The sequence below is a fragment of the Caballeronia sp. NCF2 genome, from assembly GCF_023631205.1.
Classification (GTDB): domain Bacteria; phylum Pseudomonadota; class Gammaproteobacteria; order Burkholderiales; family Burkholderiaceae; genus Caballeronia; species Caballeronia zhejiangensis.
This window is the reverse complement of the sequence record NZ_JALQDN010000087.1, coordinates 106,215-119,573: the sequence shown is the minus strand read 5'-3', so window position 1 is coordinate 119,573 and position 13,359 is coordinate 106,215. Positions and strand designations below refer to the sequence as shown.

At 57.2% G+C, this 13,359-nt stretch carries 11 protein-coding genes and 2 pseudogenes; 1 reads left to right on the top strand and 12 read right to left on the bottom strand.

Features of this window, described 5'->3' with window-relative positions:
• The 12 genes and pseudogenes from NCS02_RS32840 to NCS02_RS32785 form a co-directional block, all read right to left on the bottom strand.
• Positions 1-438 (bottom strand): branched-chain amino acid ABC transporter permease (locus NCS02_RS32840; protein WP_250523613.1); only part of this gene is annotated, 438 nt, incomplete at its 3' end.
• Positions 439-559: 121 nt separating this feature from the next.
• Positions 560-1,324 (bottom strand): SDR family oxidoreductase, encoded by a 765-nt coding sequence (locus tag NCS02_RS32835; protein WP_250523612.1) that lies wholly within the window; start codon positions 1,322-1,324, stop codon positions 560-562.
• Between the two features lie 9 nt (positions 1,325-1,333).
• Positions 1,334-2,470 carry a 4-hydroxybutyrate dehydrogenase gene (gbd, locus tag NCS02_RS32830; protein WP_250523611.1) on the bottom strand — a complete coding sequence of 379 codons (1,137 nt, stop codon included), beginning with the start codon at positions 2,468-2,470 and terminating at the stop codon, positions 1,334-1,336.
• Between the two features lie 234 nt (positions 2,471-2,704).
• Positions 2,705-3,832 carry a branched-chain amino acid ABC transporter substrate-binding protein gene (locus NCS02_RS32825; RefSeq protein ID WP_250523610.1) on the bottom strand — a complete coding sequence of 376 codons (1,128 nt, stop codon included), beginning with the start codon at positions 3,830-3,832 and terminating at the stop codon, positions 2,705-2,707.
• A gap of 26 nt (positions 3,833-3,858) precedes the next feature.
• Complete coding sequence (locus tag NCS02_RS32820) at positions 3,859-4,551, bottom strand: HAD family hydrolase (RefSeq protein ID WP_250523609.1); 693 nt, start codon at positions 4,549-4,551, stop codon at positions 3,859-3,861.
• Between the two features lie 79 nt (positions 4,552-4,630).
• Positions 4,631-5,311, bottom strand: a complete 681-nt coding sequence (locus tag NCS02_RS32815) for a GntR family transcriptional regulator (RefSeq protein WP_250523608.1) — start codon at positions 5,309-5,311, stop codon at positions 4,631-4,633.
• 14 nt (positions 5,312-5,325) lie between these two features.
• Positions 5,326-6,657: an aspartate aminotransferase family protein gene (locus NCS02_RS32810; protein WP_250523607.1), complete on the bottom strand. Its 1,332-nt coding sequence runs from the start codon at positions 6,655-6,657 to the stop codon at positions 5,326-5,328.
• 54 nt (positions 6,658-6,711) lie between these two features.
• Entirely contained in the window at positions 6,712-8,535 is a 1,824-nt protein-coding gene (locus NCS02_RS32805) for an IlvD/Edd family dehydratase (protein WP_250523606.1), read from the bottom strand.
• Between the two features lie 216 nt (positions 8,536-8,751).
• Positions 8,752-9,336 (bottom strand): annotated as a pseudogene (locus NCS02_RS32800) (dicarboxylate/amino acid:cation symporter); the annotation flags it as partial.
• The gene (locus NCS02_RS36560; RefSeq protein ID WP_250523605.1) at positions 9,330-9,461 is read right to left on the bottom strand and encodes a hypothetical protein; all 132 of its coding nucleotides are present in this window, start codon (positions 9,459-9,461) and stop codon (positions 9,330-9,332) included. The pseudogene NCS02_RS32800 and the gene NCS02_RS36560, both read right to left, overlap by 7 nt.
• Before the next feature lie 73 nt (positions 9,462-9,534).
• Positions 9,535-10,445: pseudogene (locus NCS02_RS32790) on the bottom strand (ornithine cyclodeaminase family protein).
• Entirely contained in the window at positions 10,442-11,377 is a 936-nt protein-coding gene (locus tag NCS02_RS32785; protein WP_250523604.1) for a PhzF family phenazine biosynthesis protein, read from the bottom strand. Before NCS02_RS32785 ends, NCS02_RS32790 begins: the two are co-directional and overlap by 4 nt.
• A gap of 295 nt (positions 11,378-11,672) precedes the next feature.
• Here NCS02_RS32785 and NCS02_RS32780 point away from each other — a divergent pair, with 295 nt between their 5' ends.
• Positions 11,673-12,518 (top strand): helix-turn-helix domain-containing protein, encoded by an 846-nt coding sequence (locus tag NCS02_RS32780; protein WP_250523603.1) that lies wholly within the window; start codon positions 11,673-11,675, stop codon positions 12,516-12,518.
• The last annotated feature ends 841 nt before the right edge of the window (positions 12,519-13,359 follow it).

The window sequence follows — 13,359 nt, the reverse complement described above, 5'->3', positions numbered from 1 at the left end:
TTCGTCGGCGGCGATCACGTTGATCGGATCGGTCGGCAGAAGCTGCGGGAAGGCGAGCGGATTGCGGCCCCAGATCACCATCGCGATGGTCTGCAAGAGGATCGATATGCCGATCGCGGTGATCAGCGGCGCAAGACGCGGCGCCTTGCGCAGCGGCCGGTACGCGACGCGTTCGATGGTGTAACCGACGATTGCGCAGACGATCGCGGCGATAACGAGCGCGATCGTCAGCATGATCGGTCCGGGCAAGCCGGGCGCGTGATTCTGCATGACGCCGATGGCGGAGAGCGCGACCATCGCGCCTACCATCAGCACGTCGCCGTGCGCAAAATTGATGATCCCGAGAATCCCGTACACCATCGTGTAGCCTAGTGCGATGATCGCATACACGCTACCGAGCACTAATCCATTCAGGAGTTGCTGTATCAAGACATCCATTGCTGAAATTCCAGGTGGTGAGCGCGGCGCCATTTGTCAGCGCTGCAATTTTCCTTGCTTATGCGGCCCCGCTTGCAGCCGGGGCTGGGAGAGCGCCCGAGTCGCTACTTCGTCGACTTTGTCAACCTCGGCCAACGAATGGCATCTTCGTAGCCATGATGGTATGAAACAGCACGTTCGCTTCAAGAGGCAGGTTTGCCATGTGGAGGACAGAACGGCCGACCAGAGCAACATCAATAAGCGGCTCAGCCTCAATCTCGCCGTTTGCTTGTGGCACGCCTTCCGCCATCCTTGACGCCAGGGCGCTCTGCGCGTTACCCACATCGATCTGTCCGACCGCGATGTCATATTTCCGGCCGTCAAGCGACGCTGACTTAGTCATTCCTTTCACAGCGTGCTTGGCGGCAGTGTACGCAATGGAGTTGGGACGGGGGGAGCTCGCCGATATAGAACCGTTGTTGAGGATTCTTCCGCCCATCGGGTTTTGCGATCGCATGATGCGAAAAGCCTGCTGCAGACAGAAGAACATCCCGTCCACATTAACCTCCAGAACCGATCGCCACTGCTCAGGCGTCCAATCTTCGAAGGGGCCAGGAGGATTCCCGACGCCGGCATTATTGAAGAGAAAATCAAGTCGGCCAAAGCGTGCAACGGTGTTGTTGAACGCACTGGCAACAGCCACTGGATCCGACACATCGCAGATCTCCACTTTCGCGGTCCCGGCAAACTCTGCGCGGCGCGCAAGTTCCTTGAGGGGCGCTTCACGACGGCCGAGTAAAGCGACGTTCCAGCCGTCTTCCAGCAGAGCGATAGCAGCAGCACGACCAATACCGCTGCCAGCACCGGTCACGATTGCCGTTCGAACGGGTGATTGAGAGTTACTCATTGCGCTTCCTTAGAATGATGCCTCAAGCATGTCTTGATAGTCTTTCGATGAAGCGTCTATCGGGTTAGTTTTGTGACTGTGATCAGCAACGGCACCTTTAACGATTTTTGGAAACTGGTCATGCGTGACGCCAAGCGATGAAAGCTTCGTCGGCAGACCAAGTCGCTCAGTCATCTCTTTCAGAGCTTGCTCCACGTGGGCGGTCGACTGAAGGTCCATAGCGGCGGCGATTCGTGCAATTTTCTGCTCAGCGAGCACCGAAGGCGCGGCGCGGTTAAACTTGATCACTGCGGGTAGAAAGATCGCATTAAGCGTCCCGTGATGAAGCTTTGGATTGATACCGCCGAGCGAGTGACTCAAGCTGTGCACGCATCCAAGTCCCTTCTGGAAAGCCAACGCACCTTGCAAAGAAGCGCTCATCATGTTCAATCGGGCATCAACGTCAGCACCGTTGCGTGTTGCAACTACGATAAACTTCCAGGCACGCCGTAGGCCATCAAGCGATATGCCGTCCGCTGGCGGATTGAAGGCGGGCGACAGGAACGTCTCGATGCAGTGTGCAATCGCATCCATTCCGGTTGCCGCGGTAAGAAGCGGTGGCAACCCGACCGTCAGTTGCGGGTCGCAGATGGCAGATTGCGGCACGACGAAGGGCGAGATAATTCCGACTTTGCGGCCATCATCCAAAATTAAGATAGCGCCTCTTCCGACTTCGCTCCCTGTACCCGCCGTCGTCGGGATCGCGATGACGGGCGCAGTTGCAGCCGTGATTCTCTGAAGACCGCCCTCGATTACCGCAAATTGTTGCAAAGGACCGTCGTGAGTTGCACAGACCGCTACGCCTTTCGCAAGGTCAATTGAACTGCCTCCACCTACGGCAACGATGCCATCGCACTGGTGGCTTTTATATGTGGCGACGGCCGACCGGACGGAGGACTCCGTCGGGTTGGGCGGCGTCTCGTCGAAGATAACTGCCTTAATGGAGCGCAGGGCGATCAGCGCCTTTTCAACCAACCCAGCGGCGACGACACCCTTATCCGTAACAATTAAGGGCTTCTTTATGCCAATGCGCTCGCATTCGCTGTGAAGCAACTCGATGGCGCCAAAGTCGAAGTTGATGCGGGTTATGTATTGAATCAGAGACATACGTTCTCCTGAGATGAGATTGGCCCGGATGTTGGTAATGAAAGAGTCGGGCCGCGTGCGACGACTTCCGGCGGCATGCGACGGGTCGCGCAGGCGATCTTCCAGAGAGGACCAACGAGAAAGCGACCGGACTGACGCCGCGGCAAAAGAAAAAAAGGGGAGCCGTGGCAACAACGGGTCGGCTCCCCCTGAACGTCCTACGCCACGAGGATGGTGCAGGCGCTGCTGCCTTCGCTATTTTTGAGTCACCGATTCAAGTGACGTACCTTGCAAGGTATAGATGGTCACCGGAGCGTCAATCCACTCGCCCTGCTTGTCGAAGCGAACGGGGCCGAGCAGTGATGCGAAAGACTGGGACGCGAGCGTCTTGGCGACCGCTTGAGGATCAACAGAGTTCGCTTTCTGCATGCCCTGAGCCGCCACCAATGTTGCCGCATAGTAAGCCGGCGCATAAACATCTACGTCAACACCGAACTTCGATTTGAATTTCGTACGGAAGTCCTTGCCACCTGCGAGCGTGTCCAGCGGAGCACCGCCTTGAGCGCAATACGCCCGCTTGTCCAGCGTACCGTTAGAGAGAATGCCTAACTGCGGCGAACAGATGCCATCCCCTCCGAGCAAGACAGCATCCATCCCGAGTTCTTTCATCTGCCGGCCGAGTACAGCCGCTTGCGCGTAATACCCGCCATAGAAAACAGCCTGCGGCTTTTGTGCCTTAATCTTAGTAAGAATGGCCTTGAAATCAGTCGTATTAACGGTGCCATACTCGCGTGAAAGCACTTGCATCCCGTCCCCCTTTGCCGACTGCACGAAAACGTCAGCAACGCCCGCGCCGTAAGCCGCCCGATCGTCCACGACCGCGACGCGGCTGAGCTTCAAAGTCTTTGCAGCGTAGTCGGCGACGCGTGCTCCCATCACATTATCGTTCGCCGACAGCCGGAAGATATATGGATAACCAAGCTTAGTAAGGTCGGGGTTCGAAGCAGCTGGAGTGATGTTAACGACGCGAGCGTCGTTATAGACCTTCGCGGCGGGGATGTTTACACCAGAATTAAAATGCCCGATCACATAGGTGACACCGTCATCCACAAGCTTTTGGGCTGCCGTAACCCCTGTCTTCGGATCGCCTTGGTCGTCGGCGGAGACAAGTTCAAATCTGACCGGCGTGCCCGCGATTTTTATGTGGCCATCATTTAGCTCATCAACGGCCAATCGCACGCCACGCTCGGTATCCTTTCCGCTCTGTGCTTGCGGTCCCGTAAGGGGCCCGATGTACCCGATCTTCACCGTTTGATCGGCAAAGGCGCTTTGTTGACCGGCAAAGACCGATGCGATCAGTACTACGAACTTAAGTTTTTGCATTTGAACCCCTCTCCACGTTAGGTCTATCAGTTTCTCAACAAGTCGATCACCGGGATAAGGGTGCTGAACTGAAAATCGGGTCGGGGCTGCCAAGTCCCGAGTTCCGCGCCCCAGCGATTAATCCAGGCCACATTCATGCCCAACGGCTTCGCGCCGTCGATGTCTGCCCAACGCGACAACGAGCAATGCAGTACGTTTTGCGGGGCAACGTTTAGCTTATCGAGAGCAAAATCGAAGATGCGGTATGACGGCTTATAAGCTTTCGCCATCTCTGCAGTGGTGACCTGCGAGAAATATGAAGTAAGGCACGACCGCTTCCACAGGTCGGTGTCCATGTTCGTGATCGGCATCAAAGGGAAGCGGGGTTTTGCCCACTCCAGGAATTCAACCGCGTCTGGATGCGGCGTCGATGACTCCATCAGATGTGTCAAGAACGATTCCGCCACTTCGTCTACATTGTGTCGGCTCCATGCGCCCGGTGCGACGTTTTCGATGCAGTCTCGCAACGCTTCCGTCGCGACCTCGCGGTAAGGGCGATAAGCGGAGCCACGGTACAACCGCACTGTTCGGATGTCCCAATCCAGATACAACTCACTTGGCTTGGCTTTCGTGCTAATGCCCAGCAAAGCAAGCACGGCCGCAATCCCGGCGGTGCCCCCTTTGTCCACGTCAACCAAGGTGCCGAAGTAATCAAACGTGATAGCTTTGATCGTATCCATGTTTCACAAATGTCAGAGGTTGTGCATTTATCAGTCGTCCGAAAGGAGATCAAGGTGCCGCCCAACGCGGCGCAGCGATCTAGTCTGCCGAATTCGGATCTAGCATTCTGGTGGGGAAGCGCTCGAGATTCTTCCGAATGTGGCTTCCAATTTCACTTTCAAGTTCCGCTCCGTCGACAGCTTGAATCAGATCGACCAAACGTTGGTGATCTCTGAGCTGCTCGCGGTAATCGAATTTCACTTCACGTTCTTGCATCAGAAAGAACAGCACGCCCCGAGCCAGGGAGTTCCAAGTTGCCTGCAAAAGTGGACTGCCGGAGAGATCCACGATGCATTGGTGAAACGCCAAATCCGCCTGGCAATAAGTTAGTTGATCGCGTACCCGCGCTGCCCGGCGAAGATCCTCGAGGCGCCCCTGGAGCTCCATTACAATTGCGGGCTCGGTTGGAACGCGTTTAAGTAGCCGCCGCAAGGCGGTACGCTCGATACTGAGACGGATCTCAAGGATCTCCGCCGTCTCTTCCGCACTCAGTTGATTCACGAAGCTCCCGCGGTTGGGGATGGTTCTTACGACCCCTTGCGCCTGCAAAATCCGTAACGCTTCGCGTAGCGGTATTCGACTCACTCCGAGCTTGTCACAAAGATCGACCTCAATAAGACGTTGACCAGCACGCAGCTCGCCCTTGGCAATTCCTGCGACGATGTAGTCGGCGACCTGCTCGGGCAGGTTCCTCTGTTTGAACTGGCGGTCAAGCGTCATATAGGGTCCGATGGCTAACTACGAACGGAAGCTTCGAGAAGCTCGCGGCGATCTGCGACGAATCGCTCGACGGCATCTGCAATGATGTCAAAATCAGTGAACGTCATTGGCAAACTCAGCGTCATCTGACCGCGGCGAGCGGGGTAAATCCCCTGTTCAAGGAGATCAAAGAAAAACAGCTCAACAATTTCTTTAGACACGGCCGGAACATCTTGTGGGCATGTGATTGTACCCTTGCTCCCGAAGTGAATTTTCATCACCGATCCGATTCCTGTGAGCGTCACACCGGCGCACTGAGCAGTAAGCGACTGAAGTCGTCGGCGCAGGGTCTCACCGTCTTGGAACAGTCGTTCCGAACGCTCACGGGTGAATACATCGCGAAGACCGGCGACCCCGGCCGCTGTCGTAAAAACGTTGTTGTTAAAGGTTCCGGAATGCACCAACGCTCCAGCGCGGGAGGGATCAAAGCGCTCCATCAGCGCGGCAGAACCGCCGAACGCACCGAAAGAAAAGCCCCCGCCCAGGTATTTGCCAAGTGTCGTGAGGTCAGGCGTGATGCCATGGTACTGCTGCAATCCTCCACGCCCCATTCGTGAGGTGACGATTTCGTCGAAGATGAGCAGCGCGCCTTGCTCACGGGTGCATCTACGTAGCGTTTCAAGGAACTCGCGGCTCGCGGGGATCGACCCGCCGTTACTCATCATCGGTTCTACGATGACGGCCGCCAGTTCGGAGCCTGCCTCCGCGATAGCTCTCTCGGCGGATTCACAGTCGTTGTATCGGATGAGCCTGAAGTCCATTGGAACGTTCATGATCGTCCCAGCTCCCTGAAACGAGAGAACTCCGCCGTGATAACCACCGTCAATTACGATGAATTTGCTACGGCCGGTAACAATACGTGCAAGAGTCAACGCAAACAGATTTGCTTCGGTTCCGGAGTTGCAGAAGCGAACGCGTTCGATAGACGGAAATCGATCACAAATAAGTTCAGCGAGCTTGATCTCATTTTCACCAGGCGCACCATTAGAGGCACCCGCTTCGGCCGCCTTCAAGATCGCTGCGGTGATCGTCGGGTTTCGGTGACCATATAGTCCAGCAGTGAACTCCCCGAGTAAGTCCAAATACTCCTGCCCATCAACTGAGCGAATCCTCGCGCCTTCGCTTCGCTCCACGTAGAGTGGAAACGGCTCAAAGTGGAGCGCTGTTCTCGTGTTGCCACCGGGCATGTGCTCTTTAGCCTTAGCGTACAACGCGGCGCTACGAGGGTTGTGTGCTGCGTAGCGTTTCTTAGCGACTTCCACTTCGCTTTCAATTGCGCTTTTCAGTTCTGCTGCGACCGCAGTCATACTTGACTCCTTTTACATGCATTAAGAATGTATACAATGTCGAGATAAGGTGCACTAGTGGTTATGCCTAGACTCACCCCGCGTCTCGAGGATATTGAGGAACTGTGTGGCCGGCTCAAGGCACGCGCCATGGCTTTGTTGGCCAACGGAGCCACGGTAGATCTCTTCCCAAGGCGTCTTATTCTCCAGCACAGGCGCGCGCCACGCGGCCCGGCGCTGCTGCATTTCACGTTCCTCAATAAGAAGGTCGACCCGTCTTTTTGCTAGGTCTATTCGCAGCAGATCGCCGGTGCGAAGTAACGCAATGCCTCCGCCCACCGCCGCCTCAGGTGATACGTTGAGAATGGAAGGACTAGCCGAAGTTCCACTTTGGCGGCCGTCGCCAAGCGTAGGAAGCGTATCGATTCCGGCTTTGATGAGAGCAGCAGGCGGCTGCATGTTCACGACCTCAGCCCCGCCGGGATAGCCCACCGGGCCACAATTCCGAATTACGAGGATGGAACGCTCATCTACCCCAAGTGTCGGATCGTCAATACGAGCGTGATAATCCTCCGGGCCTTCGAACACCACCGCCCGCACTTCGAACGAGTCTGACTTTGCAGGATCAGAAAGGAAGCGGCTACGGAACTTCTCATCGATGACGCTCGTTTTCATGATCGCACTCTCGAAGATGTTCCCTTCTAGCACTACGTACCCAGCCGCTTCTTTGATCGGTTCAGCGTAGGCGCGTATTACTGCTCGATCGGGTGTCGGCACCTCCGACAGGTTTTCTGCCACCGTCTTGCCGGTCACCGTCATGACTCGGCCATCAATCTTCCCGGCTGACAAAAGCTCCTTCATCACCGCTGGAACTCCGCCCGCTCGATGGAACGACTCACCAAGGAAACGGCCGGCCGGCTGACAATCGACCAGCAGGGGAACGTCCGTACCCAAGCGCTGCCAATCCGCAAGAGAATGGTCGACGCCCATGTGCCGGGCGATTGCAATCATGTGAATCGGGCAGTTTGACGACGCCCCTAGCGCCGTCGCCGCTATCACCGCGTTTTCGAATGCTGGCCGGGTAAGAATGTCGGACGGCCGGAGGTTTTCTGCGACCATCTCAACAATACGTTTGCCCGTTGCGAACGCCATCCATCCGCGCTCCCTGTAGGGACCTGGGATAGCGGCGCAGCCCGGCAACGACATACCTACGGCCTCGGCAAGCGAGTTCATCGATAATGCGGTTCCCATCGTGTTGCAATGGCCCACAGAAGGCGCCGATGACGCAACCATGTCCATGAAGTCGTCGTAGTCGATCTCGCCGCCAGCCAGTTTTTTGCGTGCAGCCCAGATCACGGTACCCGAGCCTGCCAGCTTGCCGTTGTGCCACCCGTCAAGCATTGGCCCGCCTGACAGCACGATTGAAGGAATGTTGACTGTCGCGGCGGCCATAAGGCACGCGGGGGTTGTTTTGTCGCAACCGGTAGTTAGCACGACACCGTCGATCGGATATCCATGCAGCACCTCGACAAGCCCAAGATAAGCGAGATTTCTATCCAGCGCCGCAGTCGGCCGCTTTCCCGTCTCTTGGATTGGATGAACAGGAAACTCGAGTGGGATTCCGCCCGCATCCCGAATGCCGTCGCGAACTCGTTCAGCGAGCGCCAAGTGGTGACGGTTACACGGTGACAAGTCAGACCCGGTCTGCGCAATGCCGATGATTGGCTTGCCCGACTGGAGCTCTTCACGCGTGATGCCGTAGTTCATGTACCGCTCGAGGTACAAAGCGGTCATGCCCGGATCCGTCGGATCGTTGAACCACCGACGGCTTCTCAGCGAATTGTTTACGGCTCCTGCCACATCCACCTCCAGTCGGTGCGATCGTATGAATGTATACATTATAGCAAATGTATAGCTTTCTCACTAAGTGGAATCCCTATGCTATGAGCGGAGTTTGCGTCGACTCTGCGACGCTCCGAGAAAAAGTGGCGCGGTCTCATTTTCGCCCCTGATCCCCGCGCGGTCACGGGGGTCCGGTCCACCCAGGTTCCACTCCCATTGGGTTTGAGTTCAAAACCGCCCCCGGCCTCGCGTGAATCTCGCGCCACCCGCACTTTAGACGTTGCGAATCGTCAGATCGTCACCTGCACGGAGCTCACCCGTTTGGCCCTTACCCCCGTCATCGACTGACTGAACAGTCGACACTGTCGGCGCAAGCTCGCTTTCCCACGTGGCGACGGCGGCAGAGGCAACCGCATTTCCGAGGACATTGGTTGCTGTACGTCCCATGTCGAGAAAATGGTCGACACCAATAATGAGAAGGAGCCCGGCTTCGGGGATATTGAACTGCGTGAGCGTCGCGGCAATAACCACCAGCGACGCGCGCGGCACTCCGGCCATGCCTTTGCTCGTAAGCATCAAGATCGCAAGCATCGATAACTGCTGCATAAACGTTAGATGCACGCCATACGCCTGCGCGATGAATAGTGTGGCAAACGTGCAACACATCATCGTGCCGTCGCGATTGGACGAATAACCGATGGGCAAGACGAAGCTCGCAATCCGCTCGGGGACACCGAAACGTACTAGCTGTTCCAGCGTCTTCGGATAAACTGCCTCACTACTGGCGGTACTGAAGCCGATCAACATCTGCACGCGCATAAGACGCACAAGCGAAAACACCTTGCGCCCGATCAAGACGCCAGGCGTAGAAACATCTCGGCGAGGAGCGAGAAGTAGGCCGAAACGAAAGATGCGAAGACGAACCACGCCAACGTCCTGAACCCGATGCGACCCACGGCACGGACATCGCCTATCTTCTTCACGCCGATGACGAGCGAACAGAAAGCAAGCGGTGCAATGAAGTTCCTGACAGGTAACGGCGGCGGGAAACTGTCACTAGCTGAGTTGCGTGTATGCCATATACGCGACTGCCGCGTCCTGCAGGGCGATCCCAACGGCTTTATAGATCACGATGTCTGTCGCGTCGTGCGTACGGCGCTCATCCGCGCCAATGGCGGACGAAAGGTCTATCACTGCCCTGCTGTGCAAAAGCTCACGCGATGGAAGCACAAGATCGCCTGTTTCAAAAGGCGTCTGTTGTGCCCAGTCCACGACGATGCGCGATGCCGCGAGCAACGAAGTGTCGTCAAGCTCCCGTTGATCGGGGCGCGTTGCGCCGATGCTCGCGACAAATGCGCCCGGGCTTAACCAACCGCCGCGTAGCAGGGGTTCCGATGACCGCGTCGCCAGGACGACGATGTCGGCGGAGGCGCACTTTTCTGGTCTACAACCGACACTGCCAGCCCGAATCGACGCCTGAGGTCGTGGGCAAGCGCTTTCGCGCTTGCATCGTCACGACTATTTATGAAGATTTCGCACAAACCCGGTCGACTCGCTAAAGCGTCTGCATGGGCCCGTGCCTGTACTCCGCTGCCAAAAAGTCCGAGGCTTCGACTCGCTGGACGCGCAAGATGGAACGCCGCAAGGGCTGTAGTCGCGGCCGTGCGCACGCCTGTGATCGCATCACCTTCTAGCATTGCGCGGGGTGCACCATCCAACAGCGAGAACAGCGCGATGTAAAAACGGAATTGGCCAGAAAGCGTTGTGTACATCTTGATCGCTGCGACGTTGTTGTTACCCAGCATGGCGCTCATAGCGCTGAACTTTGCTTCGCTCAAGCCGATGCGTGCGCGTGGCTGAACCGCTGCCTCTCCGCTTTGAAGGTCGAGGTACGCGGCGCGGATGGCTTGCGATGCGAGGTGTATGTCAAGGACTTCGGATATTTGATCGTTGGTAAAGAACTTCATTGCAGCGGCTCCAGCACCGTACTTTCGACTGCGCCGCTGATCCAGCAGCCAGCGTCCGCATTGTTGGGGTCTCGCATGACCACTTGAATGCTGGATGGCTTTCCCATCGCGTATCCTTGATGCACGGTCATGCTCGATGCGCCTTGCGGGAGCAGACCGTAGTGCAGCGCGCCGTATAGCGTCGCTGCAGCAGCAATGCCGGTCGCCGCATCTTCCGGGTAACCCGATGAACGTGGAAACTGCCGTGCTTGCAACTCGAGGGGGCCGGTACGCTCCACGGCGAATGGATAGAGGCCCGTCGACCCCAACTCATCGCATAAGGCGCGCATCCTATCGAAGCGCGGCGCGATTGTCTGCAGTCGCTGCATAGAACGAAGCGGAATCAGCGTCTTTGTCCGGCTCGTCGTTGCGTTGACGATGCCGAGGGGGCCGAGTTCGTGCGCATCGACGCATAGCACATCGCGTATGGCGGCGTGCAATCGCTCCTCCTCAATCGGTTGCACGCCGCCTTTAGGCTGACTCACTTGGATGGATTGGGCATCCTCATTAAAGCGCGCCTCGACGATGCCGCTCAATGTTTCGAGTCTTGCCTCTCGCGAAGTCCAGCGCCCAAGCTGGCGCAGAAGCCATAAAGCGCCGAGGGTCGCATGGCCACACATTTCCATTTCGTGACGAGGGACGAAGAACCGCAGGGAATACGCGTTGCCTTCATCGCGCGGCGCGCACACGAAAGCTGTTTCGTGGCCGTAGTTTGCGGCAATCGCCTTCATCTCTTCAGCGGACAGGACATCCGCGTCCAAGACGATTGGCGCGGGGTTCCCGCCTCCGGCCCCGGCGGAAAAGACCCGCACGAAATGCAGGCGCCCCTGCGCGCGCAGCGCGAGCGCGATGTGCCGCGAATCGAATATAAGCGATTGATTTTCATCCGACATGAAAGGCTCCAACGTTTAGGTGAAGCCAGCATGCCGATTCCAGGGCGAAATTTCGCCGCTTGTCGGGCCACGTCATGCGCACGATCCGGCCACTTGCGCGCCTACCCCATGGTCCGGTGAACCGTGCAGCCCCGTGTTTTCCCTTATCGCGGGCGGAGCGGCCGCTGCCGCGTGCGCGTCTAGCCTCACGCACAAAACCTCTAAACGCTATACTCAGCTTGATGCAGCGCGTTACGGGCTCAGCCTGGCGATCCCCGTCCGCGAAGCTATTGCACATGGCGCCCGAGGGTGATACATGAAACACTATCCAACCGCCAAGACTCATCTGCTCGACGATCGCGTTGCAGATGTCCGGCTAGTTTCGGTCGGCAATTACCGTACGCAACCGCATCAACATGACGAGTACATGTTTTTGGTGCCACGCACGGGCCAGCTGGTCCTGAACGTCGAATCGAATGTGTCGCCCTTGCGCGTGGCGCCGATGTCGTTCGTCGTCGTGCCGCCAAAGCTCCTGCACGACACACATGGCTTCCGAGCACAGCAGGAACACGTCGCCGTCTATGTGGCAAGCGATTTCGTCGCGTACTGCGAGCGCAAGGCGCGTAAAAGCCTGTCATGCGCGAAGATAGGCGTCTGCGCAGCGCCCCTGGCGCTGCTCAACGCAGTACGTCTTGCCAGCGGCGCAGAACCGCGCAACGTCCCGGAACTTGCCGCTTTCCGCCGGGAACTAACCGCGAGGACGCTAGCCGCCACGTGCATTGAAGCAGGGCTGATTTCCGATGTCCTATCGTTGACACGTGCCGAAGCTCGCCGCGAACGCGTCATGGATATTCAGTCCTTTCTTGACTCGACGCTAGATCAAGCGATCGGGCTTGAACGCATATCTCATGAGTTTGGTCTGTCCCAGCGCGCGCTGACGCGAATGTTTCGTGAGGTCACCGGCGAATCCATCGTCGAGTACCAATCGCGGCAGCGAGTACGCCATGCATCGCTGCTGTTGCAATCTCCCGGTATGTCTGTCGTCAAGGCCGCGGCGGCGGTAGGTCTCGACTCGCCGTCATATTTGGCTCGCTTATTCCGCAAGCATGGGGAGGCGCTGCCTCGATCGCTTAAAGCGCGAGCGTCAGCTGATACGAAATGAATAGCTGGGGGCGGAGTCGAAATTTGATGGCGTAGTGCCAAAACGCCAAGCGTTGCTTTGGCCTTCCGGTTCGTACTAGAGGTCGATGAATGATTTTCCGCTAACAAGATTCGCTCGGACCGGAGGCAAAAGAATGACCTTCTGCCAGCTGCGCGCCGCTCATTACGGAGATCACGACCACGCATCGGCCGACATGCCAACCCGAGACTCGTACCGTGTTGGCGCAACCCCAGATTACCTGCATGGATCGCAAACTCCTCCCAGTCAAATCTCCCCCTCAGTAAGACTGTGTCTTTCGCCACATGGACCATACCGGTAGATCCCCTATCTCCGAGCCTTCCCCCTTATCAATCGAAATGCGGATCACCGACGCTGGCGCTTTCGCCTTTAATTCCAGATTACGCACCGGTCAAACAGCGTCCATCGACGAGCCCTGATAAGCCGAGCGAACATACGATCGACAAGAAACGCTTGCCTGCGTCGAGCAACATGGGCATCATAAATACCGCTGCCAAAATATTAAGTTTGATAGTTGCCCCCTCGGGCCTGTCGCACCGCTTGCTAAGCAGAACAGATTTATCCGATCTGCCCTCAAGAAGTGCGCTAGTCTCGTTGGATTATTGAGCCGGTTGACCGACTCTGATCGCAAGCGGCCGGCTGGCACCTGAGATTCACCGTTTTATCTACTACCACGGCATGCCCAATTGCACCGAAGCGTGCGTGATCCAGCGTTGACGCGTTGGCGCGTCACTTTCGGTGCGTTCATCTCGCGCGACCCTATCGACAGGTCGTGCCCTTGTATCGCTCAGACGGAGCTCCTGATGGGAAAATGCGACCGAAT

Bases quoted from the DNA above. Each gene is read 5' to 3' on its own strand.
- NCS02_RS32835 (WP_250523612.1), bottom strand. From the start codon at position 1,324: ATGAGTAACTCTCAATCACCCGTTCGAACGGCAATCGTGACCGGTGCT.
- gbd (WP_250523611.1), bottom strand. From the start codon at position 2,470: ATGTCTCTGATTCAATACATAACCCGCATCAACTTCGACTTTGGCGCC.
- NCS02_RS32825 (WP_250523610.1), bottom strand. From the start codon at position 3,832: ATGCAAAAACTTAAGTTCGTAGTACTGATCGCATCGGTCTTTGCCGGT.
- NCS02_RS32820 (WP_250523609.1), bottom strand. From the start codon at position 4,551: ATGGATACGATCAAAGCTATCACGTTTGATTACTTCGGCACCTTGGTT.
- NCS02_RS32815 (WP_250523608.1), bottom strand. From the start codon at position 5,311: ATGACGCTTGACCGCCAGTTCAAACAGAGGAACCTGCCCGAGCAGGTC.
- NCS02_RS32810 (WP_250523607.1), bottom strand. From the start codon at position 6,657: ATGACTGCGGTCGCAGCAGAACTGAAAAGCGCAATTGAAAGCGAAGTG.
- NCS02_RS32805 (WP_250523606.1), bottom strand. From the start codon at position 8,535: ATGTATACATTCATACGATCGCACCGACTGGAGGTGGATGTGGCAGGA.
- NCS02_RS32785 (WP_250523604.1), bottom strand. From the start codon at position 11,377: ATGTCGGATGAAAATCAATCGCTTATATTCGATTCGCGGCACATCGCG.
- NCS02_RS32780 (WP_250523603.1), top strand. From the start codon at position 11,673: ATGAAACACTATCCAACCGCCAAGACTCATCTGCTCGACGATCGCGTT.